The 22292-nt window shown below is 72.7% G+C and carries 22 protein-coding genes and 1 rRNA gene; 8 read left to right on the forward strand and 15 right to left on the reverse strand.

The genetic code is table 11. From position 1 onward, the window contains the following. Nucleotides 1–82 precede the first annotated feature (82 nt). The 9 genes from AB0H75_RS25840 to AB0H75_RS25880 all read right to left on the reverse strand — a co-directional run bounded on the left by AB0H75_RS25840 (nt 83) and on the right by AB0H75_RS25880 (nt 9831). Nucleotides 83–1264: a glycosyltransferase gene (locus AB0H75_RS25840; protein WP_367800231.1), complete on the reverse strand. Its 1182-nt coding sequence runs from the start codon at nt 1262–1264 to the stop codon at nt 83–85. A 19-nt stretch (nt 1265–1283) separates the two neighbouring features. After that, nucleotides 1284–2888, reverse strand: coding sequence for a murein biosynthesis integral membrane protein MurJ (gene murJ / locus AB0H75_RS25845; protein ID WP_367800233.1), 1605 nt, complete (start codon nt 2886–2888; stop codon nt 1284–1286). Between the two features lie 81 nt (nt 2889–2969). Further along, nucleotides 2970–3824: a hypothetical protein gene (locus tag AB0H75_RS25850; protein WP_367800235.1), complete on the reverse strand. Its 855-nt coding sequence runs from the start codon at nt 3822–3824 to the stop codon at nt 2970–2972. A gap of 1 nt (nt 3825) precedes the next feature. Further along, complete coding sequence (locus AB0H75_RS25855; protein WP_367800237.1) at nt 3826–4806, reverse strand: copper transporter; 981 nt, start codon at nt 4804–4806, stop codon at nt 3826–3828. Next, on the reverse strand, nt 4803–5999 hold the full coding sequence (gene steA, locus AB0H75_RS25860) for a putative cytokinetic ring protein SteA (protein WP_367800239.1): 1197 nt from the start codon (nt 5997–5999) through the stop codon (nt 4803–4805). Before steA ends, AB0H75_RS25855 begins: the two co-directional genes overlap by 4 nt. Nucleotides 6000–6072: 73 nt before the next feature. Beyond that, the gene (recN, locus tag AB0H75_RS25865; protein ID WP_367800241.1) at nt 6073–7791 is read right to left on the reverse strand and encodes a DNA repair protein RecN; all 1719 of its coding nucleotides are present in this window, start codon (nt 7789–7791) and stop codon (nt 6073–6075) included. A 95-nt stretch (nt 7792–7886) separates the two neighbouring features. After that, nucleotides 7887–8789 carry an NAD kinase gene (locus AB0H75_RS25870; protein ID WP_367800243.1) on the reverse strand — a complete coding sequence of 301 codons (903 nt, stop codon included), beginning with the start codon at nt 8787–8789 and terminating at the stop codon, nt 7887–7889. Beyond that, on the reverse strand, nt 8786–9598 hold the full coding sequence (locus AB0H75_RS25875) for a TlyA family RNA methyltransferase (protein WP_367800245.1): 813 nt from the start codon (nt 9596–9598) through the stop codon (nt 8786–8788). The genes AB0H75_RS25870 and AB0H75_RS25875 overlap by 4 nt, the downstream gene beginning before the upstream one ends. Next, the gene (locus AB0H75_RS25880; RefSeq protein WP_367800247.1) at nt 9595–9831 is read right to left on the reverse strand and encodes a hypothetical protein; all 237 of its coding nucleotides are present in this window, start codon (nt 9829–9831) and stop codon (nt 9595–9597) included. The genes AB0H75_RS25875 and AB0H75_RS25880 overlap by 4 nt, the downstream gene beginning before the upstream one ends. Before the next feature lie 137 nt (nt 9832–9968). Here AB0H75_RS25880 and AB0H75_RS25885 point away from each other — a divergent pair, with 137 nt between their 5' ends. Continuing rightward, nucleotides 9969–10316, forward strand: coding sequence for an SCP2 sterol-binding domain-containing protein (locus AB0H75_RS25885; protein WP_367800249.1), 348 nt, complete (start codon nt 9969–9971; stop codon nt 10314–10316). Between the two features lie 473 nt (nt 10317–10789). Here AB0H75_RS25885 and AB0H75_RS25890 read toward each other — a convergent pair whose 3' ends face one another. Then, the gene (locus AB0H75_RS25890) at nt 10790–11764 is read right to left on the reverse strand and encodes an HAD-IIA family hydrolase (protein WP_367800251.1); all 975 of its coding nucleotides are present in this window, start codon (nt 11762–11764) and stop codon (nt 10790–10792) included. A 79-nt stretch (nt 11765–11843) separates the two neighbouring features. Between AB0H75_RS25890 and AB0H75_RS25895 the strand changes: the two genes are divergently transcribed. Further along, complete coding sequence (locus AB0H75_RS25895) at nt 11844–12296, forward strand: TipAS antibiotic-recognition domain-containing protein (RefSeq protein WP_367800253.1); 453 nt, start codon at nt 11844–11846, stop codon at nt 12294–12296. A gap of 7 nt (nt 12297–12303) precedes the next feature. On the opposite strand, the gene AB0H75_RS25900 is transcribed toward AB0H75_RS25895, so the two are convergent. Further along, nucleotides 12304–12744 (reverse strand): tetratricopeptide repeat protein, encoded by a 441-nt coding sequence (locus AB0H75_RS25900; RefSeq protein ID WP_367800255.1) that lies wholly within the window; start codon nt 12742–12744, stop codon nt 12304–12306. A gap of 104 nt (nt 12745–12848) precedes the next feature. On the opposite strand from AB0H75_RS25900, the gene AB0H75_RS25905 reads away from it, so the two are divergent. Continuing rightward, entirely contained in the window at nt 12849–14378 is a 1530-nt protein-coding gene (locus AB0H75_RS25905; protein ID WP_367800257.1) for a DUF1015 family protein, read from the forward strand. Between the two features lie 486 nt (nt 14379–14864). Here the strand turns inward: AB0H75_RS25905 and AB0H75_RS25910 are convergent, their stop codons facing one another. Continuing rightward, entirely contained in the window at nt 14865–15293 is a 429-nt protein-coding gene (locus tag AB0H75_RS25910; RefSeq protein WP_367800259.1) for a single-stranded DNA-binding protein, read from the reverse strand. Nucleotides 15294–15401: 108 nt separating this feature from the next. On the opposite strand from AB0H75_RS25910, the gene AB0H75_RS25915 reads away from it, so the two are divergent. Then, entirely contained in the window at nt 15402–16328 is a 927-nt protein-coding gene (locus AB0H75_RS25915) for an MBL fold metallo-hydrolase (RefSeq protein ID WP_367800261.1), read from the forward strand. A 185-nt stretch (nt 16329–16513) separates the two neighbouring features. On the opposite strand, the gene AB0H75_RS25920 is transcribed toward AB0H75_RS25915, so the two are convergent. After that, nucleotides 16514–16870, reverse strand: coding sequence for a putative quinol monooxygenase (locus AB0H75_RS25920; RefSeq protein ID WP_367800292.1), 357 nt, complete (start codon nt 16868–16870; stop codon nt 16514–16516). A gap of 40 nt (nt 16871–16910) precedes the next feature. Between AB0H75_RS25920 and AB0H75_RS25925 the strand changes: the two genes are divergently transcribed. The 3 genes from AB0H75_RS25925 to AB0H75_RS25935 all read left to right on the forward strand — a co-directional run bounded on the left by AB0H75_RS25925 (nt 16911) and on the right by AB0H75_RS25935 (nt 18802). Then, complete coding sequence (locus AB0H75_RS25925; RefSeq protein ID WP_367800263.1) at nt 16911–17270, forward strand: MerR family transcriptional regulator; 360 nt, start codon at nt 16911–16913, stop codon at nt 17268–17270. A 265-nt stretch (nt 17271–17535) separates the two neighbouring features. Further along, on the forward strand, nt 17536–18282 hold the full coding sequence (locus tag AB0H75_RS25930) for an SDR family NAD(P)-dependent oxidoreductase (RefSeq protein WP_367800265.1): 747 nt from the start codon (nt 17536–17538) through the stop codon (nt 18280–18282). After that, a complete protein-coding gene (locus tag AB0H75_RS25935) occupies nt 18272–18802 on the forward strand; it encodes a MarR family winged helix-turn-helix transcriptional regulator (RefSeq protein ID WP_367800266.1) in 531 nt (176 codons plus the stop codon). Before AB0H75_RS25930 ends, AB0H75_RS25935 begins: the two co-directional genes overlap by 11 nt. Before the next feature lie 79 nt (nt 18803–18881). Here AB0H75_RS25935 and AB0H75_RS25940 read toward each other — a convergent pair whose 3' ends face one another. Further along, a complete protein-coding gene (locus tag AB0H75_RS25940) occupies nt 18882–19940 on the reverse strand; it encodes a hypothetical protein (RefSeq protein WP_367800268.1) in 1059 nt (352 codons plus the stop codon). A gap of 12 nt (nt 19941–19952) precedes the next feature. Here AB0H75_RS25940 and AB0H75_RS25945 point away from each other — a divergent pair, with 12 nt between their 5' ends. Then, complete coding sequence (locus AB0H75_RS25945; protein ID WP_367800269.1) at nt 19953–21761, forward strand: hypothetical protein; 1809 nt, start codon at nt 19953–19955, stop codon at nt 21759–21761. Between the two features lie 444 nt (nt 21762–22205). On the opposite strand, the gene rrf is transcribed toward AB0H75_RS25945, so the two are convergent. Further along, a 5S ribosomal RNA gene (rrf, locus tag AB0H75_RS25950) occupies nt 22206–22292 on the reverse strand; the annotation flags it as partial.

Here is a 22292-nt window from a genome sequence, read left to right on the forward strand (position 1 = left end):
CACCGTGATGACGAGGCTGTCGCGAAGGGATACTCCCCTCCCTAACCCAGGCAGTATACGAGAACGCCTTAACCCCACCTAATCATCCCGTGGATCTTGCTGTTCCGTAAACGCCCAGGACGCTCTCCACGGCGTCGTCGCCGTCCGGCATCTCGCGTCCCCGTCTCACGGCCGCGGCCGCGAGCCTTTCCGCAGTCCCGGGCTCGTCCAGCAACGTCCGTACGGCTTCGCGCAGCGCGTGGACGTCCCCGTAGGGCACGAGAATCCCGGCGTCTCCCACAATCTCTGGGATTCCCCCTACAGCGGTGGCAATCACCGGCTTTCCGGCCATGAGTGCCTCCCTGATGCTGAGCGGTTGCCCTTCCCATCGGGCCGCCGTCACCACGGCGGTGGCCGCGCCGAGCAGGTCGGGCACGTCGTCCCGGTTTCCCAGCAGCTTGACCGGCAGCCCCTCCGCCGCGATCCGCCGCTCCAGCTCCCCCCGCAGCGGCCCCTCACCGGCGATCACGAACAACGGCCGCCTCCGCGACCCGGCGGCTCCCCGCGCCCCGGCGACTTCCTGTGGCCCGGCTGCTTCCCGTAGCCCGGCGGCTCCCCATGGGCCCCCGTCCTGGCCGTGTCCCTCCCCCGGGCCCTCGTGCCAGGGGCCGGCGGCGACGTCGAGGAGGGTTTCCAGGCCCTTCTGCTGGGCCAGCCGCGCGATCGTCAGCAGGATCGGCCGCTCTCCCGCGCCCAGTTCGTCCGCGACCTCCCGGGCGGGCCGCCCGGCCGGCCGCAGCGACGGCGCGGGCACCACGGCCGCCCGCACGTCCCGCGCCCCCAGCCGGGTCATGCGCTCGCCGAGATCGGACGACACCACCAGCACCCGGTCGGCCCGCCGCGCCACGATCCGCTCCAGCACCCCGTACACGAACCCGACGAACCCCCCGGCGGTCAGCGCGTTGTGCAGCGTCACCACCAGCAGCCGCCCCCGCGTCCCGAGCCCCGCCAGCGCCCCGGCGCGCAGACCGTGGGCGTGCACGACGTCGGCCTCCCGCGTCACCCGCCGGACGGCCAGCACCGCGCGCAGGTCACGGGCGGGGTGGGGCCGGTCCGACACGGCGACCTCCACGAACCGCGCCCCCGCCGCGCCGAACGCGAACTGCTCCTCGACGCTGGGCGGCCCGGCCACGACGACCTGGTGCCCCCGCCGCACCAGCCCTTCCACCAGCATCCGCACATGCCGCCCCGTGCCACCGGACGTGGTGCCCAGTACATACGCCACCCGCACGCCCACTCCTCCCTCAACCCCGGCCCCGCCGCAGCAGCCCGGCCACCGCTCTCGCGTCCGCCCGGTCCACCACGCCCACGACCACACCGCCTGCCCCCAGCGCCACGGCCCCGGCCAGCACCGCCGCGCCCGCGTTCGCCCACACACCGTGCGCCCCGAGCCATCCCGCCACGGCGTCCCCGGCGAGGTATCCGAGCACCCCGCCCCCGGCCGCCGCGCCCAGGGCCCGCCCCAGCCCGGCCGCGGCCCTGCTCCCCCGCGCCCGCACCACGGCCGCCAGCAGCAGCGCCCCGCCCGCGCTCATGCCGACGCTCATGCCCAGCGCCATCCCGCCGATCCTCCACCCCTCGGGCAGCACCACCACGAACACGACCTGCGCGACCATCGTCACGGCCCACCCCGCGACGGTCCCCCCGGCCGCCGCCCGCCCGCGCCCCGCCGCGTACAGCACCCGGCTGAGCTGCGCGATGAGCCCGTAACCCACCAGCCCGGGCGCGAACAGGGCCACCGCCCGCGCCAGCTCGGCCGCCGGCACGTCGCTCTTCATCCCGAGGAACACCACCGCCCCCGGCCCCGAGGCCGCCGCCAGCACCCCGGCCGCCAGCCCGGACACCAGCACCACGGCCCGCGTGGTGCGCGCCGCCAGCCCCGCGAACGCCTCCGGCTCCCCCGCCTGCGCGGACAGCCGGGGAAAGGCGCTGGTGGCGATGGGCACGGCGAGCACCGCGTACGGCACCAGGTAGATCGCCCACGCGTAGTTGTAGACGGCGATGGCCCCGGTGCCGACCTCGTTGTTGGCCAGCAGCAGCGCCACGATCATGGCCGCCTGCTGGGCCAGCAGCGCCGCGACGCCCGCCAGCGCGAGCCTGCGCACCTGGCCCGCCACTCCGTCGGGGAAGCGCAGCACGGGCCGCCACCGCAGCCCCAGCCGCGCGACCGGCCCGAGCACGGCGAGCACCAGCGACAGCACCCCCAGGCTGGTGCCCACCGACAACGCCAGCTCGGCCGGCCCAGGAACCGTCGCCGGGTCGCTGTCTCCGCCGCTGAGCGGGACGAACAGCAGGTAGGCCACGATGACCACGATGCTCGACACCAGCGGCGCCACCGCCGGCCCCGCGAAGCGGGAGTGCGCCTGCAGCACTCCGTAGAGCACGACCGCGACGCCGTACAGCGGGATCTGCGGTGCGAACACGACGAGCATGCGCGCCGCCACGGCCGTGACCGCCCCGGCGTCGGGGCAGCCCTCGATGGCCGGCCCGAAGAACAGCCCGACGACCGGCCCGGCGAACACCGCGGTGAGCACCGCCAGCGGCACCAGCACCACGACCACCCACGTCAGCAGCGCCGAGCCGATCCGCCCGGCCCGCTCCCGATCGCCCTCGCCGCCCCCGCCGGCCAGCACGGGCACGACCATCCCGGCCAGCGCCCCGCCGACGACCACCTCGAAGACGATGTTGGGGATCTGGTTGGCCGTCATGTAGGCCGAGGCCAGGCAGTTGGTGCCCACCGTCTGCGCGAAGGCGTACTGCTTGGCGAAGCCCGCCACGCGCGCGAGCACGGTGATGGCCCCGATGAGCACGGCCCCGCCGGCCACGCCCCGCGCCGTCACGACACCCACCCGACCTCCCCGCTCGCCGGCGCGGGCTTCCCGCGCGGACATCATCCTGGCAGGTCGCACCGACAGTTGCGGCCGCCGGGGTCAGGCCGTCCCGACGGGCCGGCGGCCGAGCATGTCGAGGCGGTTGAGCACCGGGTTGCCGGCGATGACCTTGGTGAAGCTGACCTTCTCGGAGGCCGCGGTGAGCGCCGCGACGGTGCCGAGCAGGACGTAGCGGCCGGGCCGGCCGAGCCGGGTGACCGCGGCCAGGCCGAGCAGCGCGCCCAGCGCGTTGGCGCCGGCGTCGCCGAGCATGGCGCGCTCGCCGAGGTCGTCGGGCAGCAGCGCGGCGGCGGCCCCGAGCGGGACGGCGGCCAGCCCCGCGGCGGCGGGCGAGGCGCCCAGGAGCGCGGCGACCAGCAGCGGCCCGCCGGTCAGCAGGCCGACCTTGATGGCGCGGCCGGGCCGCAGGTCGAAGAGGTTGGCGAGGTTGGCGGCGCCGGCGATGGCCGCGCCGTTGACCGCGACGTCGAGCGGGCCGCCACCGGCCAGCGCGGCGGCGGCGAGCCCGGTGGCGCCGATGCCGAGGATCTTCACCGCGCCGCTGGTGACCTCGCCGCGGGCCAGCGCGGTCAGGTGGCCCTTGAAGCCCTTGGAGGCGGTGGTGCCGTACAGGTCGTCGTAGGCGCCGAGCGCGCCGCTGCCGCCGCCCGCGACGAGGGCGGCCAGGCGCAGCCGGCCGGGCAGCCCGGGCGTGAGCGCCGCCGCGGCGCCCGCCCCCGCCACGAACGCCGGGCCCTCCAGGAGGGTGATGGGCTCGCCGCGGTGGTTCTTGCGGGTCCAGCGGCCGGTCAGGTCGTCGGGCCGGCGGTTGCGGGTGAACGCGGTGTAGGCGGCGCGGGCCGCCGCGGCGCCGATGGCGGCGCCGGCGAAGGCGTAGAGCAGGCCTCGGGCCATGTCAGCTCCCGGACTGGGCGGACGGGGTCGGGGTGGCGGTGGTCATCGCGGGCAGGGCTCCGCCGGAGGCGTCCTTGCCGATACCGTACTGGCCGGCGTGCCCGGCCAGTTGCTCCGTCAGAGAGTAGACGATCACGACGCGGCCCATCGGCATATCGGCGGTATCGACGGTGGACACGCGCCTGGAGATCTCGCTCTCGTCGCGTACCGCGGTGATGGCGTCGCCGGGCACGGCGGTGTCGGCGGCGGCTCCGGCGATCACGGTGCCCTTGCCCGCCGCGTCGAACCCGTCGGCGACCGAGACCAGCGCCCCGGCCTGGGACTCGGCGGTCTCCCCTTCGTACGGCTTCTCCGGCGCGAACATGACGGCGAGCGTGGCCCGCTTCTCCGGGTCGTCCTCGACGCTGAGCAGCCCGCCGGTCTCGAACGCGTCGAGCACGCCGGCGGTGGCGGTGTTGGGCGTGGCGGCCTGGGCGGGATCGTTGGTGACGAGGGCGGCGGCGAGCAGCGTGGCGGCCCGGTCGTAGCTGGTGGCGGTGGGGGGGAAGATCATGGTGGCCGGTTTGAGCTGGTCGACCAGCCCGTCGAGGACGCCCTTGCCCGCGGGGTCGAAGAACTTCTCGGTCAGCAGGAGCCGCCCGCTGACCTTCGCGCCCGCCTGTTCGAGCACCTGCTGGGCGGCCTCGCGCACGCTGGTGCTGGAGCCGGGCGCCTCGATGAGCAGCACGCGCTGCCCGGTCAGCTCGCCGGCCACCAGCTGCGGGGTGCGGGCGGTGATGAACGCGTCGTTGCCGGCCTCGCGGCCGCGCAGGGCGTCGAGGTCGGCGCGCAGGCCGTTGTTGGCGCTGGTCAGCTCGTCGCTGGTCCTCTTGGCCAGGTCGAGGGCCGGGTCCTGGAGCAGCGTGGTGCCCAGCACGATGCCCACCGCCAGCGCCAGGAAGATCGCGACGATGGAGACGAGGTGATAGCGGAAATCGATCACGAGAAGAGTCCGACCAGCCAGAAGATGAACGCGTTCCAGACGTCTTGCAGGCCGTTCAGCCAGGTCTTGCCGAGCGGCGAGAAGCTCAGCGCGACTCCCATCGTGATCAGCGCCGTGAGCACGAGGAGCAGCAGCTGGGAGGTGGAGATGCGGCTTCGGTAGAGCCTGCTGACGCCCTTGGCGTCGATGAGCTTGCTGCCGATGATCAGCCGGGTGAGGAAGGTGCTGGCCATGCCGGAGCGCCCCTTGTCGAGGAACTCCTCCAGCGTGCCGTGGGTGCCGACGGCGACGATCAGCTCGGCGCCCTTGTCGTCGGCCAGGAGCATCGCGATGTCCTCGCTGGTGCCGGTGGCGGGGAAGATCACCGCTTCGCGGCCGAGCTGGTGGACGCGCTCCAGGCCGGGGGCGCGGCCGTCGCGGTAGGCGTGCACGACGAGCTCGGCGCCGCAGGTCAGCGCCTTGGTGGAGACGGAGTCGAAGTCGCCGACGATCACGTCGGGCAGGTAGCCCGCCTCCAGCAGCGCGTCGGCGCCGCCGTCCACGCCGACGAGGACGGGCCGGTACTCGCGGATGTAGGGCCGGAGGGTGGCGATGTCCTCCTTGTAGTGGTAGCCGCGCACCACGATGAGGACGTGCCTGCCCTCCATGTTCGTGCGGATCTCGGGCACGCCGACGCCGTCGATGAGCAGCTTGCCCTCGCCCCGGACGTACTCCATCGTGTTGACCGCGAACGCCTCGATCTGCACGGCCAGCCCGGCCCGCGCCTCGGCCATGGCGGCCTCGACCGCCTCCAGGGTCTGCGGCTCGCCCTTGCCGACGACGTCCTCGTCCAGATAGACGACGCCGTCGCAGAGCCGGATGACGTCGCCGTCCTTGACGCGCTCGAACAGCTCGGGGCTGGCGCTGTCGACGAACGGCACGCCGGCCTCGATCAGGATCTGCGGGCCCAGGTTGGGATAGCGGCCGCTGATGCCGGCGGCGACGTTGACCACGGCCGCGGCACCGCATGCGACCAGTGCCTCCGCGCTGACCCGGTCCACGTCGACATGGTCGATAATCGCAATTTCTCCCGGCCCGAGGCGTTTGGTGAGCCTCTTGGTGCGCCGGTCGATCCTCGCCACTGCCGTGATGCCGGGAAGGTCACCGACCTTCCTGCCGCGGAGGCCCGGCAATCTGCTCCCCGGAACCTTCATCAAGACCATCCTGCCAGAGCCGGACGGCACTCCGACCACGCATGACGCGGCGTGTCCGCTATGTCACCCGTAATCACCTGTCGGCAGCGGCGAGCCCCAGCAGCTCCTCGGCGTGCGCCCGGCCGAGCTCGGAGTCCTCCAGACCGGCCAGCATGCGCGACAGCTCGCGCACCCGGCCCTCGTGGTCGAGCGTGGTGACGCCGCTGCGCACCACACTGCCGTCGCTGGACTTCTCCACCACCAGGTGCTGGTCGGCGAAGGCGGCCACCTGCGGCAGGTGTGTGACGACGATCACCTGGGCGGTACGGGCCAGCCGGGCCAGCCGGCGCCCGATCTCGACCGCCGCCTTGCCGCCGACGCCTGCGTCCACCTCGTCGAAGACGAACGTCGGCACCGGGTCGGCGCCTGCGAAGACCACCTCGATGGCGAGCATCACCCGGCTCAGCTCGCCGCCGGAGGCGCCCTTGGTGAGCGGCAGCGGCGGCGCGGCCGGATGGGCGGCCATGCGCAGCTCGACCTCGTCCACGCCCTCGGGGCCGAACTCGGCGCTGCGCGTGAGCTGCACCACGACCTGGGCGTGCGGCATGGCGAGCGCGGTCAGCTCCGCGGTGACGGCCTCGCCGAACCGCCCGGCGGCGGCCTCGCGCACCCTGGTGAGCTCGGCCGCGAGGTCGGTGAGCTTGTCGGTCAGCTCGTCGTACTCGCGGGTCAGCTCGTCGATGCGCTCGTCGTCGCCCTCCAGCTCGGTCAGGCGGGCGGCGGCGCGCCGTGCCCAGGCCAGGACGCCCGCGCTGTCGGCGGACTCCTCGCCGTACTTGCGGATCAGCCCGGACAGCACCGAGCGCCGTTCCTGCACGACCCCCAGCCGGGCCGGGTCGGCCTCGATCGACTCGGCGTAGGAGGCGAGGTCGGTGGCCACGTCGGAGATCAGATATCCGGCCTCGGCGAGCCGGTCGGCGACGCCGGCGAGCTGGGCGTCGAAGTCGCGCACCGACTCCATGGCCGCGCGGGCCTCGCCGAGCAGGGAGATCACGTCGTGCGGGCCGCCGGCGGCCTCCATGGGGTCGCCGAGCAGCGCGGTGTGCGCGGTGGTGGCGGCGCTGCGCAGGGCGTCGGCGTGCGAGAGCCGCTCCTCCTCCTCGCGCAGCTCGGCGTCCTCGCCAGGCTTGGGATCGACCTTCTCGATCTCCTGCAGGCCGAAGCGGAGCATGTCGGCCTCCTGGGTCCGCTCCCTGGCCCTGGTGGTCAGCTCCCCCAGCTGCGCGGCGATCTGCTTGTGCCTCTTGTAAGCCTGCGTGTACGCCCGCAGCGGCTTGACCAGCTCGTCACCGGCGTACCTGTCGAGGGCGGCGCGCTGCCTGGCGGGCTGGAGCAGCCGCTGCTGGTCCATCTGCCCGTGCACGGCCACCAGGTCGTCGGCCAGGTAGGTCAGGGTGCCGACGGGCACGGTGCGCCCGCCCAGCCAGGCCCTGGAGCGGCCCTCCGCCGAGACGGTGCGCGAGATGATCAGCTGGCCGTCCTCGACCTCGCCGCCGATGTCCTCGACCTGCTGGGCCACGCGCCCGCCCGGCTCGATGACGAGCGTGCCCTCCACGCTCGCCCGGTCGGCCCCCGGCCGGATCCGCGAGGGGTCGGCCCGGCCGCCGAACAGCAGCCCGAGCCCGGTCACGACCATCGTCTTGCCCGCGCCCGTCTCGCCGGTCACCACGTTGAAGCCCGGGCTGAGTTCTAGGACGGCCTCGTCGATGACGCCGAGCCCCTGGATGCGGACCTCCTCGACCCTTGGTCGCACTGCCCACTCCCGTCACTGCTGTGCCTGCCGATCACACGGCCCGTTCCCCGAACGCGTGTGCCCACGCGATCCTACGCGCTCCTGCTTCCATTCACTCAGGGTCGCACCCTTCCGCGCCAGCCCTGAACGGGTAGCTCGAACTTGGCGACCAGCCTGTCGGTGAACGGCGCGCCGGTGTCCTCCACGCCGTGCAGCCGCGCCAGGCGTACGGGCTCGGCGCCCCTGCGCACCTCCACCCGCGTGCCGGACGGCAGCTCGAAGCGGCGCCGCCCGTCGCACCACAACACCCCGCCGGGCGTCTCCGGCAGGATCTCCACGGCCAGCGTGGAGCGCGGCGAGACCACCAGCGGCCTGGCGAACAGGGCGTGGGCGCTGATGGGCACCATGAGCAGCGCCTCGACCTCGGGCCACACGACCGGCCCGCCCGCGGAGAAAGCATAGGCGGTCGAGCCGGTCGGCGTGGCGCAGATCACGCCGTCGCAGCCCCACCGCGACAGCGGCCGCCCGTCGATCTCGGCGATCACCTCCAGCATGCGCTCCTGCTTCTCGACGGTGGCCTCGTTGAGCGCCCACGTGTCGGCCAGGATCCGGCCGTTCTGCCGAGCGAGAACATCGATCGTCATGCGCTCCTCGACGTCGTAACGCCCGGCCACGACGCTGTCGACCGCCACGGCCAGGTCGTCGACCTCGGCCTCGGCGAGGAAGCCGACGTGCCCGAGGTTGACCCCCAGCAGCGGCGTGCCGGCCGGCCTGGCCAGCTCGGCGGCGCGCAGCAGCGACCCGTCGCCGCCGAGCACCATCATGACCTCGGCGTCCTTGGCGGCGCCCGGATCGTCGCCCGGCACGGCCTCGACCCCGCGGCAGCCGAGGTCGGCGTGCTCGGACTCCAGCACCCGCACGGCGATACCCGCGTCCACCAGCCGGTTGATGACCAGGCGCGCGCTCTCGACGGCGGCGTAGCGTCCGGTGTGTACGGCGACCAGCACGGTCCGTTTCATTGCGGCCCTTCCGCGACGGCACGCTGGATCTCGGCTTCGAGGTCGGCGACCGGCGGCTCGCCCTCCCCCTTGCCCATCCAGAGCAGATATTCCACATTGCCCGACGGCCCGGGCAGGGGGCTGGCGGTCACGCCGCGCACGGTCAGCCCCAGCTCCAGGGCCTTGGCGGCGGCGTCGCGCACGGCCCGCGCGCGCAGCTCGGGATCGCGGACGACGCCGCCCGCCCCCACGAGGTCCTTACCCACCTCGAACTGCGGTTTGACCAGCATCACGAAATCGGCCCGCGGCGCGGCGACGGCGGCCAGCGCGGGCAGCACCAGCCGCAGCGAGATGAACGACAGGTCGCCCACGACCAGCGTGGGCGGCTCCCCCACCATCTCGGGGGTCAGGTCGCGGACGTTGACCCGCTCCATGACCGTCACCCGCTCGTCGGTGCGCAGCGACCAGGCGAGCTGGCCGTAGCCGACGTCCACGGCCAGCACGTGGGCCGCGCCGCGGCGCAGCAGCACGTCGGTGAACCCGCCCGTGGAGGCGCCCGCGTCGAGACACCTGCGCCCCTCCACCACCAGCTCCGGGAACGCCCGCAACGCGCCCAGCAGCTTGTGCGCCCCGCGCGAGACGTAGTCGGGGCCCTCCGGAGAGGCCGCCACGACGATGGCGGAGGCGGTGTCGACCTGGGTGGCGGGCTTGCTGGCGGTCTGGCCGCCGACGGTGACCCGGCCGGCGCCGATGAGCTGGGCCGCCTGCTCGCGCGACCTGGCCAGGCCGCGGCGTACCAGCTCGCTGTCGAGACGGATCCGCCGGCTCACCGCTCTCCCCGCGCCGGCGATCCCGGCCCCCGCTCCCCACCGCCCGCGAGCCCGGCGTGGGCGGGCCCGGCGTGGGCCGGTTCGTCCACCGCGTCCAGGGTGGCCTCCAGCGTGGAAAACGCCTCTTCGAAGACCTGCGGGTGCGCGCCCACGGGCAGCTCGCCCAGCCGGCCCAGGCCGGCCACCACGGCGTCGACCCGGGCGTCGCCGGTCTCCTGCGGCAGCTCACTCATGACTCGACCGTAACGCCTCCCGCGAGCACCCGGGACCTTGGCAGGCGTGTCACGCGTTGAAGGTCATACGGGGGTGCTAGTCATGTGGAACGCTACGGTCCGCATAGGGCCGCCCAAGAGAGGAAAGGATGCCCATCATGGCAAGCGTCGAGGAGTGCCGGACGGCACTGGCCAAGCTCGTCGCCCAGTTCGACGAGATCGACGAGCAGGACCGTGCCAAGCACGTGGTCGAACGCACGGTCAGCTGCCGGATCTCCGACCTCGACGCCACCTTCTACGGGCGGCTGCACCACGGGGGGCTCGACCCGTTCACGGAGCAGCCGCCGGCGGACGGCAAGCCCGCCGACGTCAAGCTCACGGTCGTCAGCGACGATCTGGTCGCGCTGGTGGACGGGGAGCTGGACCTGGCTCGGGCGCTGCTCGGGGGCCGCGTGAAGATCGACGCCAGCTTCGGCGACCTGCTGCGCCTGCGGCGGCTGCTCTGAGCCCGGGGCTGCTGCTCTGAGCTCGGGGCGGATCGCCGCCCTCCGAGGCCCTGTGACGGCCGTCAGGCGACGAGCGGACGAAACACAGCCGCCTCACCACCCGCAGGGCCCTCACCACCCGAAGTCCTCACCGCCGCAGAGCCCTCATTACCCGAGAATGCCCCACCTGCCGAAGAGTCGATCCTCAGCAGTCGAAGGCGGAGCCGCTCCCCAGCGGCTCACAGCCACCCTCCCGTGCCACCCTCCCGTGCTTCTCTCGGGCCGCCCTTCTCCCAACCACGGCCGCTCACCCGAATCCGGCCCCTCCCAGGCCCCGCTCAACCGGCGCCCTCCGGCTGCCCGGACCCGCGCGCCCGGCACCGTCACCAGCCGCCTGGACCGGCTCAGCCGGCGATCCGATCACAACGGGCGATCCGACCTCAACCGGCGATCCGATCGCAGCCGGCGATCCGATCTCAGCCGGCGATCCGATCTCAGCCGGCGATCCGCTCCAGGGCCGGTTTGACCGCGTCCTCCTCGACCTGTCCCTCCCCGGCCCTCGCCCACGCCGCGTCGCAGGCCGCCCGCAGCCCGTCGATCCTGCTGCCCTCCCCTTCCAGGTGCAGCGTCCCGTCCCGCCATCGGGCCCGCCACCCGCCGCACGCGCCGTCCCGCACCTCGGGGTAGGCCAGCAGCAGCGCCCCCAGGTCTTCGGCCACGTACGTCGGCCGGTGCCGCGGCTCCGCCGTCAGCACGTCGGCGGCCGTGGCCACCCCGGTCAGGACCAGCAGGGATTCCACCCCGGCGTTGGACGCCCCTTCGATGTCGGTGTCCAGCCGATCCCCGACCACGAGCGGCCGCCGCGCCCCCGTCCTGATCATCGACTCCCGGTGCAGCGGAGGGTCCGGCTTGCCCGCGTACACCGGCTCGACCCCCGTCGCGGCCGCGATGACCCGTGCCATGGCCCCGTTGCCCGGCAGCTCCCCGCGCCCGGTGGGCATGGTGCCGTCCCTGTTCGACGCCACGAACCACGCCCCCTGCCGCACCGCCAGCGCTCCTTCCGACAGCAGCCCGTACGACAGCCCCGGCGCGATCCCCTGCACCACCGCGACCGGCGCCTCGAAAGCGGTCGAGACCGGCCGCAACCCCTGATCCCGTACCGCCATCCGCAGCCCGGACCCGCCCACCACGAGCACCGCCGACCCCGGCGGCACCCGCTCCGCGATGAGCCGCGCCGCCGCCTGCGCGGACGTCACGACGTCCTCGGCCGTGGCCGGCGCGCCCAGCTCGCGCAGGTGGGCGGCGATGGCGGCGGGCGTCCGCGAGGCGTTGTTGGTGACGTACGCCAGCCGGACGCCCCGCCCTCGCGCCTGCTCCAGCGCGGCGGGCGCGCCCGGTACCGCCTGGGGGCCCAGGTAGACCACGCCATCCAGGTCGAGCAGCAGGGTGTCGTACCCGTCGATCAGCACAGCGCCTCTTCCCGTTTGACTCTCACGCCGCGTGAGACTTTAGCGTCGCCTCCGTACCGATGACCCGGAAGGAGCGATCATGTCCCTGAAGCCCGGTTTCGAGGCGGCCCTCCCCGAGACAGAACACGCCGAGCTGTTCGGCGATTTCGATCCCGAGGAGCACACCGCCGAGGCGGAACGCCGTTGGGGCGCCTCCCCCGCCTGGGAGGAGTCGCGGCGCCGCATGTCCTCGCTGTCGAAACAGGACTGGCGGCGTTTCCTGGCGGAGGCGGCCGACATCTCCGCCCGCCTGGCGGCCGTGATGCGCGCGGGCGCCCCCGCGGACGGCGAGCAGGCCATGGACCTGGCCGAGGAGCACCGGGCGCACCTCACCCGCTGGTGCTACACGTGCACGTTCGAGATCCACCGCGGTCTCGGCGACCTGTACGTCACCGACCCGCGGTTCACGGCCTCGATCGACCGCGTCGCCCCTGGCCTGGCCGGCTACCTCCAGGCCGCCATCCACGCCAACGCCGTCCGCCACGACGCGTGAAGCCCTCCTACATCTCCCGGCGGGCCCGCAGAGTGGCGCGCACGCTCTTCAACGCTGACACGTAATGCCTCTCGTCGGGGCGCATGGCGACCGCTATGGCCAGCGGTTCCTGCGCCCCTTCGATGTCGCCGGTGCGCCACAACGCCAGACCGAGCCCGAAATACGCGTAATCTTCGGCGGGATTGGCCTCGACGATCTGCCGGAAACTGGCTGCCGCCTCCGCGTACTGCCGCGAATTGAACTGCGCCCGCGCCAGCGCCTCGCGGATGCTCCGCGACTCGGGCTCCACCTCGGCGGCCCGTTCCAGCAACGCGGCCGCGGCCGCCGGACTGCCGTCCTTCAACAACTTCACCCCACGCTGGTACCAGTCGTAAACACTGCCCCGGGGAGCGCCCGAGGTCTCATCATGGCCGTTTCCTTCTCCAACCACCGGTGAGACTCCCTTCATCGCCGGCCGACGAACTCACCCTGCCCTGCCGTGGAAGGGGCGCGGTTTTGCGAACCGAGGGGCGATTTCCGGAAGGCGTAACCATCTATGGGAGCATGCCCGGTATGGGGACTCCTGAACTGCCAGTGCCCGATGGACTGGTGCTACGGCCCTTCCGAGGCGTACGGTTCGCCGTCGAAGATCCCGCCAAGGTGACCTCCCCGCCCTACGATCTGATCTCCGACGCGGACGTCGACGCCCTCCTCCGACTTCATCCGAACAACGTCGTCCGTCTCATCCTTCCCCGCACCTCCCGCCCCGGCACTGCCCCTGGCCTCTCCGCCGGCGAGACTCCGCCGGAGACCCGCTACGCGGAGGCCCGCGACACCCTGCGCGCCTGGCTCCAGGCGGGCATCCTGGTGCCGGACGACCTCCCGGCCCTGTACGTGTACGAGCAGCGCGGCCCACACATCTTGCAACGCGGCCTGATCGGCGACGTCGCCCTGGCCGACCCGGGGCAGCGCGTCATCCTGCCGCACGAGGACGTCATGCCGGGCCCCATCGCCGACCGCCTGGCCCTCATGAGCACCACCCAGGCGAACCTGGAGCCGATCTTCCTCCTCTACGACGGCGCCGGCAGCGCGGCGACACGCCTGGTGGACGAGGTGGCCGCCGAACGCCCCCCTCTGGTGTCGGCCCGTACCGAGGACGGCCTCACGCACCGCCTCTGGGCGATCACCGACGCCTCCGAGATCGCCGCCGTCAACGCCGACCTCCGGGACCGGCAGGCCCTGATCGCCGACGGCCACCACCGATACGCGACCTACCGCGTCCTCCAGCGCCAGGAACGCCTCACCCGTCCCTCGACCGAGCCCTCCCCCGCATCCATCCCCGCTCCCACCTCCCCTCCCGCTCCCGCTCCCACCTCCCCTCCCGCTCCCGCTCCCACCTCCCCTCCCGCTCCCGCCTCCACCCCTGCTCCCCCTCCGGAACCCGCCCGAGCCCCCGACAGCCTCATCACCGCCCAAGACCCGGGCCCGATCCCGCGATCCCCTGTGCCGTACCACCGCTCCTCCACGACTCTGGTGGCCCCGTGGGACTTCGGCCTGGCCCTGCTGGTGGACTCCACCGCGTACCCGCCCGACCTCAAGGCCATCCACCGTGTCATCCCCGGCCTGCCGCTGACGGAGGCGGCCGCCAAGGCCCGTGGCTCCTGGCGGGCCCAGGAATTCGGCACTCTGGCAGAGGGCTTGGCGGCCTTCGAGCGTGCCCAGGATCCGGCCTTCCTCCTGGCCGACGAGACCAGCGCACACCTGCTCACCGAGCCCGACCCCGTCCAGCTGGCCCGCGCCATGCCCGCCGATCACTCCGACCGCTGGAACTCCCTCAACACCTCCATCCTCAGCGAGTTCCTCCTGCCCAGGGTGTGGGGCATGCGCGACGACGAGCAGGCCGTCCGCATCGTGCATCACGACGTCCATGCCGCCGCCGAGCTCGCGACCCGCACCGGCGGCACCGCCGTGATCCTCAAGCCGCTGGCGACCGAAGACGTCCTGGCCGTCGCCGCTGGAGGCGAACGCGTCCCCCGCAAATCCACCTCCTTCGGCCCCAAGCCCCGCACGGGCCTGATCCTTCGCACGTTCGCCATCAACTGAGCCGGCCCTCCCTCCTCGTTCCCCGGACAGGCCGGGGCCGGGGCACGTACAGACGGCACGGGCGCCGCGGCAAAGCCGAGCAGACGTTCCACGGGGATGCACCGGCGGGTCAGCCCCAGGTGGACCCCTCACCGCCGACGCCCCAAGCCGAAAGCGGCGCACCCGCGAGCCCGCCTCCCGCGAGCCTGCCTCCTGCCTCCTGCCTCCTGCCTCCTGCCAGATGAGCTCAGGTGTGCTGACGCTTCGCCCCGCAAGCGTCACGCCACAAGAGCCGGCCCCTGCCACCGCCCAGCGGGGCGGACGGCACCGGGATAGGCGAGACCACCCGCCGACACCCCGGCACCGCCGCCCGTCACCCCCTCCTCCGAACGGTCCGCCCGCCGGGAGATCGTCACATCCGTCCATCCAGACCTCTCATCCACCGGCTCAGCGGTGACGTCCGGACGAAGACGACGCCCAGCGAGGAACCCTCAGCGAAGGGAGCGATCAGCTTGCCCGAGCCAGTTGCAACACCCGTCTCGGCGCCGACGGCGGAGCCGTCGCGGACTGCTTCCCGTCGAGGTCGCCCTCATCCGAAGGACCCTCCACGGCCGCGACCGCCTCGACAGGCTTGGCCGTCACCACTTCCACCTCGTACTTCCAGAGCTTGCCCCCCGCCGGCCCGAAGACGCGGCACCGGAAGGAGCCCGTCACCTCCAGGTAGTCGCGCGGCTTGAGAGCGCGGACCACGGCCGCCGTGTCGGGGTTGAAGGTGACGCACGGGACGCTGTCCGTCAGCGTGCCGCCGCCGCGCCGCTGCCGCCGGCGGCGCCGTACGATGATGCGCCACTTCGTCGCGGTGTCACCGCTCGGCATGGTGTGATCCTCGGGCGCCGCCGAGAGCCGCCCCACCAGCAAGACCTCGTTCCGGTCCATTCCTCGTCCTCCTGTCGGTGCTTTGCCGAGATCACTCTTTACGATGAGGAGAAGCTCCGAGCGGCCGAGCGCCGTTCTGGGGATAACGGAGGACGTTCGGGAGTGCCTGTGGACAACATCACCGCGCTGGGCGGCGACGTCTATGAGATCGACACGAGAATGGCGGGGTACTCGGGCATCACGGCCGGCTATCTGATCCTGAGCGACCGGCCGTGCCTGGTGGAGACCGGTACCTCGACCTCCGCCCCGGTGGTCCGCGACGCGCTCGCGTCCCTGGGTGTCGGGCCGGAGGACCTGGCCACCGTCGTCGTGACCCACATCCACCTCGACCACGCCGGCGGAGTGGGTGACATCGCCAGGTTCTTCCCGTCCGCGCAGGTCGTCGTGCACGAGAAGGGCGCGCGACACCTGGCCGACCCCGCGCGGCTGATGGCGAGCGCCAGGATGGTGTGGGGCGACCGGCTCGACACGCTCTTCGGCGAGCTGTCCCCCACCGAGGCCGACCGCATCGTCGCCCTGGGCGACACCGGCGCCATCGACCTGGGCAACGGACGCACGCTGAGCAGCCACTACTCGCCAGGACACGCGAAACACCACGTGGGCCTCGTCGACTCCGCCACCGGCGACCTGTACGTCGGCGACGCCGCGGGCGTGTACCTTCCCCAGACCGGCGACCTGCGTCCCGCCACCCCTCCGCCGGATTTCGACCTGCGCACCGCCCTCGACTCGATCGCCCTGTTCAAGGCCCTCGGTCCGCAACGCCTGCTTTTCAGCCACTACGGCCCGGTGGGAGCGGTTGAGGAGACCCTCGACCGCTCCGCCGAGGAGCTTCGCGTCTGGGTCGACCTGACGCGCCAGGCCCACTCCGAGGGCATGGACCTGGACCACGCGGTCGCCATGGTCAGGGACCGCACCAAGGAGCGCTACACGGCGCTGAAGGCGGACGAGGCGACCGCCGAGCAGTTCGAGCTGCTGAGCGGCGCCCCCTCCAACGTGGCCGGCATCCTCCACTGGCTCGACCGCGTCTCGCCATGAGGATTCCCGACGGGTCGCGGGCGCGGATCGGCCCCTTGCCGGTGGCCGCGCCCGGCGAGCCGCCGTCCCGGCCGTATGCACCTGGATGACCGGAAGGTCCCGCCCGGAGCCGGGCTCCGATTCCCGGGCGGCCTGCCGGCGGGTACGGCCACGGCGAGTACGGATCGGTTCTGCCGCAACCCCGGTCAGGCCACGGTGGCCGGCGGATAGGGACTCCTCATCACGCCGGAGTATGCCTCGGGCGCTCCTTCGAGGTGCTCGAACACCGCCTCCATGAAGGCGCGCAGCAGCGGGGTCGCGTTGTGCCGGTCGAGGTCCTCCTGCGAACGCCAGACCTCATAGAGAAAGAACCGGCCGTCCTCCTGCTCGTGGAGGTGGTACTGAAGGCTGCCCTCGTGCCCCCGGGACGGCTCGACGAGGTCCATCAGGAGTTTCCTGAGTTCGTCGGCGTGTCCAGGCTTGGGGGTCAGGAATCCGTAGAGCGAAACGGGAGCTGGTGCGTCAGAAGTCGTCGTCATGCGATCAACGTTAGAATGTGACATCGGTGGGAGATTCAAGCCGTTGCACTATGAGGTGGGTCACATGAAGATCGGAGAGCTGTCCCGCCGGACGGGCGTGCCCGTACGCCTCCTCCGCTACTACGAGGCCCAGGGGTTGCTCACCTCCCACCGCAGCGAAGGCGGCCACCGCCATTACGATCCCGAGGCCCCCGTCACCGTCGGCCGCATCCGCACGCTGCTCGCCGCCGGGCTCCCCACCAAGGTCATCCGCGAGCTCATGCCCTGCTTCGCCGACGACGGCACCCGGCTCCAGGCCTGCGTTCTCGACCACCTCCGCGCCCAGTACGCCGAGCTGGACTCCCGCATAGCCAGCCTCACCCAGGCCCGCACGGCTCTGGGCGACATCCTCGAAGCCTCGACCCGAGCACTCACCCACGCCTGAACCGCGCGCCACGCGCCAGGAAGCGAACCGGGCGCCACGCGCCATGAAGCCGTCGCCGGCACGATCCGGCCGTCCGGCAAGCCCCGCCTGCGCCGGCCTGCCCATCATCGCGGCCCCGCGCACCGAGCCCGTCCGGACCTGTCATCACCGCGAGTCCGACCAGCCCTACCACCTCCGGCCACCGCGCGGAGCGCACCACGGCGTCACCGTCGCCCTCCTCCTCTTGCTAAGCTGACTTTAGACCTAAAGTCATGGGAGGATGGATATGTCTCGCACGATCGTGGTCACCGGCGGCGGCACTGGCATCGGCAAGGCGGTGGCCGCCCGCTTCGCGTCCGACGGGGATCAGGTGGTGATCATCGGCCGCCGCGCCGACGTGCTGGAGCGAACGGCCAAGGAGATCGGCGGCGTCACCGCGCTGCCTGCCGACCTGAGCGATCCGGAGCAGGTCGAGCGCGTACGCACCGAGCTGGCCGAGCGCTTCGGCACGATCGACGTGCTGGTCAACAACGCGGGCGGCAACGCCGAGGGGCAGAGCGGCCCCGGTGGCCACGGCGGGCCCGGTGGCGACGTCGCGGCGCGCTGGACGGCCAATTTCCGGGCCAACGTCCTGACATCGGTGCTGCCGACCGAGGCATTCCGCGACCTGCTGGGCCCGTCCGGGCGGGTCGTGTTCATCACCTCGATCGCGGCTCTGCGCGGCTCGGGCGGCACCTCCTACGGTCCGATGAAGGCGGCTTTGCACCCTTATGCGTTCGATCTGGCCGCCGCCCTCGGCCCGCGCGGCATCACGGTCAACGTGATCGCCCCGGGCTTCATCGAGGACACCGAGTTCTTCGGCGGCACCCTGGACGACGAACGCCACGCCGCACTCGTCGCGCAGACCCACACCGGCCGCGCCGGGACGCCCCACGACATCGCCGAGACCGCGCACTGGCTCGCCTCCCCCGGCGGCGGCCACGTCACCGCGCAGATCATCCAGGTGAACGGCGGCGCCGAACGTGGCCGCTGACCAGCCACGCGACAGAGCCGACGCCATCCAGGACGCCTGGCGGCGGGAGCTGCCCGGCGTCCCGGTGGAGTCGATCGGGATCATCACCCGGATCTGGTGGGCCGCCAAGGTCTTCGGTGACGAGCGCCGCCGGCTCCTCACCCGCCTCGGCGTGGACGTCGCGACGCTGGATCTGCTGTCCACGCTGCGGCGTTCCGGCCCGCCGTACCGGATGAGCCCGGGCGAGCTGGCCGAGGCGTGCATGGTGACGCGCGGCGCGATCACCCAGCGGGTGGAGCGGGCGGTCAGAGCCGGCCTGGTCGAACGGAGCACCGCCGGATCGGGCTACCACGCGCGCGCGGTCACCCTCACCGGGGCCGGCAACGCCCTGCTCGACCGCGTCGTCGCCGATCTGCTCACGACCGAGGACCGTCTCGTCGGCCATCTCACGCCCGAACGCCGCGCGCAGCTCGCCGATCTGCTGCGCGAGCTGCTCTCCGGGCTCGGCGGCCCGGAGCCGGCCGGACAGGTCGGCGACTGAGCCCTCAAAACGCACGGCTCCGCCGTACCCGCAGTGTCGCGGTACGGCGGAGCCGTGGTTCAGCCCTCAGCTGAGGCCGTCAGTCATCCGACTTCGGCTGCTTACGAGTGGGTTCGTGGTCTTCGTCCAGAACGTCCCCGAAGTTGGGCTCGATGAACGCCGGGGTGATGCCCGGAGTCTCCGTTCGAGCGGAGGCGGCGCCAGGAGCGTCCTGATCCGCGGGGGAAGAGCCCGCCTCGGCGTCGTTGTCCTCGTCATCCGGCTCCGGGCCGTCCGGAAGCTCGTGCTCCTGGCCTTCGTCCGGACGCTCGGACGCCCGCGCGGGCTCCTCATCGTCCGGAAGCTCGTCATCGTCCAGAAGCTCGTCATCGTCCGGAAGCTCCTCGCCGTTCAGAAGCTCGTCGTCCGGAAGCTCGCCGTCGTCAGGAAGCTCATCGTCCTCCTGGTTCCGGACGTCGGCCTCGTCGTCCGGCGCGCCCGCGGGCTCGGACTCCTCCTCCTCAAGCAGGTCCTTCGCCTCGGCGAGGGCGGCGGCTTCGTCCGGCTCCTCGTCCACGGCGGCCGTCTCCCCGCTCTCCGCCACGCCGGCGTCGTCGAAGTCGTCCTCGTAGTCGGCGTCCTCCTCGACGTCCTCGATGACGGCACCGGTCAGCTCGGCGTACCGCTCGGCCGCGTCCGTCTCGCCGTTCTCGTCGAACGCCATGGCCCGTCCGAACCACTCGGTCGCCGCCTCCGTCTGCCCGGCGTCGGCCAGAGCGTCGGCGTACGCGAACGCCAGCCGCGCCGACCACGGCCTGGGCTGCGGGTCACGCAGCTCGGGCAGACGCTGCAGGGTGATCACGGCCGCGTCGTGCTGGCCCAGGTCCCGGCGGGCACCCGACTCGACGATAGTCAGCTCGATGCGCCCGGCCCGGTCGAGACGCTCGGCCTCGGGGGAGCGCACCAGGTCGATGGCCCGCTCGGGACGGCCCAGCCCGCGCTCGCAGTCAGCCATGACCGGCAGGTACGCCTCCGACCCCGTCAACCTCCGCGCGGCCCGCAGATCACTCAGCGCCTCGGAGAAATGCCCCGCGCGGTACGCGACGATCCCGGCCGCCTCCCGCACCACCCCGATGCGGGCCGCGAACCGGCGCGCCACTTTCGTGTGCTCGTGCGCCCGCTCGGGATCGTCGTCCTCCAGCGCCCGCTCGGCGGCGACCAGATGCCGGCCGACGAGGTCGGCGAGGTCGTTGGGCAGGGAACGCAGCTCGTCAAGGACCTCCTTGTCCAGCTCGTCCGCGGTGATGTCCGGTGCGATCTCGGGCAGCTGCTCGCGCTGCGCGGATCCGGACTCGCGGTCGGGCCGGCCGTACCTGGAGCGGGTGCCGGCGCCTTGATCCTCGCCGCCGGCGCGGTCGTCCCGCGAGAACGGCCTGGGGCCCCGGCCACCTTCACGGCGCGGCCCACGATCGTCGCGGAAGCCACCACCCTCACGGCGCGGACCCCGGTCATCACGGAACCCGCCGCCCTCGCGACGCGGACCACGATCACCGTAACCACCTTCGCGACGCGGACCCCGATCGTCACGGAACCCGCCGCCCTCACGGCGCGGACCCCGATCGCCATATCCGCCCTCGCGCCGCGGACCCCGGTCATCCTGATAACCGCCCTCGCGGCGGGTCCCGTAGCCGGGCCCCTCACGGCGCGGCCCGCGATCGTCACGGAACCCGCCGCCCTCACGGCGCGGACCACGATCACCGTAGCCGCCTTCGCGACGCGGACCCCGATCGTCACGGAATCCACCGCCCTCGCGACGCGGACCACGATCACCGTAGCCGCCTTCGCGACGCGGCCCGCGATCGCCGTAACCGCCTTCGCGGCGCGGCCCGCGGTCGTCACGGAACCCGCCGCCCTCGCTCCGAGGACCGCGATCGCCATATCCGCCCTCACGGCGCGGCGCGTACCCGCCGCCGCCCTCGCGGCCCTCGCGGCGCGGGCCCCGGTCGTCACGGAACCCACCGCCCTCACGGCGCGGACCACGATCACCGTAGCCGCCTTCGCGTCGGTCGCCGTAATCCCCGCGACCGCCACTGCTCTGGCCGTAGCCTCCGGTGCGGCGCGGCCCACGGTCATCCCGATCCCGGTACGTCCGCCGATCGTCGCCCTCACGGCGCGGCCCGCGGTCGTCGCCCTCACGGCGCGGCCCGCGGTCGTCGCCCTCGCGGCGCGGTCCGCGATCGTCACGGAACCCACCGCCCTCACGGCGCGGACCCCGATCGCCGTAGCCACCTTCCCGCCTGGGGCCGTAGCCCGAGCCCTCACGGCGCGGCCCGCGATCGTCCCGATCGCGGTACGTCCGCCGCTCCTCGCCGCCCTCACGACGCCAGCCACGGTCGTCCCGATCCCGGTACGTCCGGCGATCGTCACCACGTGGCCCGCGATCGTCACTGCGTGGCCCGCGATCGTCACTGCGTGGCCCGCGGTCATCACTGCGTGGCCCGCGGTCACCGCCCTCGCGGCGCGGCCCGCGATCGTCACGGAACCCACCGCCCTCACGGCGCGGACCCCGATCGCCGTAGCCACCTTCCCGCCTGGAGCCGTAACCCGAGCCCTCACGACGGGGGCCTCGCTCTTCGCGGTAGCCGTCGTCCCGTCGCGGCTCGCGGTCTTCTCGGCTGTAGGAGCGCCCTCTGTCGGAGGAGCGTCCCCTGTCATCGGAACGGAACGGACGGTCGCCGCCGGAGTCTCGCCCGCGAGAGGCGTATCCGCCGCTCCCGCCGCTCCCGCCGGGCCTGTCCGTATAGTCGCCGCGCCCGCGCTGTCCGCCGTCCGATCCGTTATCTCTGTTCACTTCTGGTCCATTTCGTTGGGCTCACCCAGCGGACTCACAACAACGGTCCACCGTGGCTGGTCGCCGCCCGCCCTCGGGCCTTACGCGACGAAGGCCACCCGTGGGGGTGGCCCCCTCCCTCCAGCCTAGCAAGCCGGAGTACGTCCACGAGCCCGGCTCAAGCACGTAAACAGCTCGGCCACGAACACACGGGACGTAAGACCCTCCGCATGTCCCTGCTTTTCCACGAAACAGCCCAGGCCCGACACCGCATTCTGAGCCTGCTGACCGGCGACAAGCCCGCCATCCGCATCTCGCCTGCGGCAAGGGCGAGCCGCTTTCCCGCTAACGGTACACACAGCTGGGCGTGCCTCCTGTCCCTCATTGAGGGGCGGTTTCGAGCCGCTGGAGACAGCGTCACGACCGACTTGGACAGTTGGGACAGGCACATGGCCAATCAGTGGTAGACGATCAGCGACTGGCTCCACGACAACCCGTATGGCCTGGACTTCCGCACCCATGTCCTGGGCCGACACACAACCCGGAAATGCAGAAGGGCCCCGACGCTAAACGTCGAGGCCCTCCCCAAAGATTGTCCGGCGGTGACCTACTCTCCCACACCCTCCCGAGTGCAGTACCATCGGCGCAGAGAAGCTTAACTTCCGGGTTCGGAATGTAACC

The organism is Nonomuraea sp. NPDC050783, assembly GCF_040802095.1.
Taxonomy (GTDB): Bacteria; Actinomycetota; Actinomycetes; order Streptosporangiales; family Streptosporangiaceae; genus Nonomuraea.

Excerpts from the sequence above, each read along its gene's own strand:
- AB0H75_RS25850 (WP_367800235.1), bottom strand. The coding sequence starts at position 3,824 with ATGGCCCGAGGCCTGCTCTACGCCTTCGCCGGCGCCGCCATCGGCGCC.
- steA (WP_367800239.1), bottom strand. The coding sequence starts at position 5,999 with ATGAAGGTTCCGGGGAGCAGATTGCCGGGCCTCCGCGGCAGGAAGGTC.
- AB0H75_RS25870 (WP_367800243.1), bottom strand. The coding sequence starts at position 8,789 with ATGAAACGGACCGTGCTGGTCGCCGTACACACCGGACGCTACGCCGCC.
- AB0H75_RS25880 (WP_367800247.1), bottom strand. The coding sequence starts at position 9,831 with ATGAGTGAGCTGCCGCAGGAGACCGGCGACGCCCGGGTCGACGCCGTG.
- AB0H75_RS25885 (WP_367800249.1), top strand. The coding sequence starts at position 9,969 with ATGGCAAGCGTCGAGGAGTGCCGGACGGCACTGGCCAAGCTCGTCGCC.
- AB0H75_RS25895 (WP_367800253.1), top strand. The coding sequence starts at position 11,844 with ATGTCCCTGAAGCCCGGTTTCGAGGCGGCCCTCCCCGAGACAGAACAC.
- AB0H75_RS25900 (WP_367800255.1), bottom strand. The coding sequence starts at position 12,744 with ATGAAGGGAGTCTCACCGGTGGTTGGAGAAGGAAACGGCCATGATGAG.
- AB0H75_RS25905 (WP_367800257.1), top strand. The coding sequence starts at position 12,849 with ATGGGGACTCCTGAACTGCCAGTGCCCGATGGACTGGTGCTACGGCCC.
- AB0H75_RS25910 (WP_367800259.1), bottom strand. The coding sequence starts at position 15,293 with ATGGACCGGAACGAGGTCTTGCTGGTGGGGCGGCTCTCGGCGGCGCCC.
- AB0H75_RS25920 (WP_367800292.1), bottom strand. The coding sequence starts at position 16,870 with ATGTCACATTCTAACGTTGATCGCATGACGACGACTTCTGACGCACCA.
- AB0H75_RS25925 (WP_367800263.1), top strand. The coding sequence starts at position 16,911 with ATGAAGATCGGAGAGCTGTCCCGCCGGACGGGCGTGCCCGTACGCCTC.
- AB0H75_RS25930 (WP_367800265.1), top strand. The coding sequence starts at position 17,536 with ATGTCTCGCACGATCGTGGTCACCGGCGGCGGCACTGGCATCGGCAAG.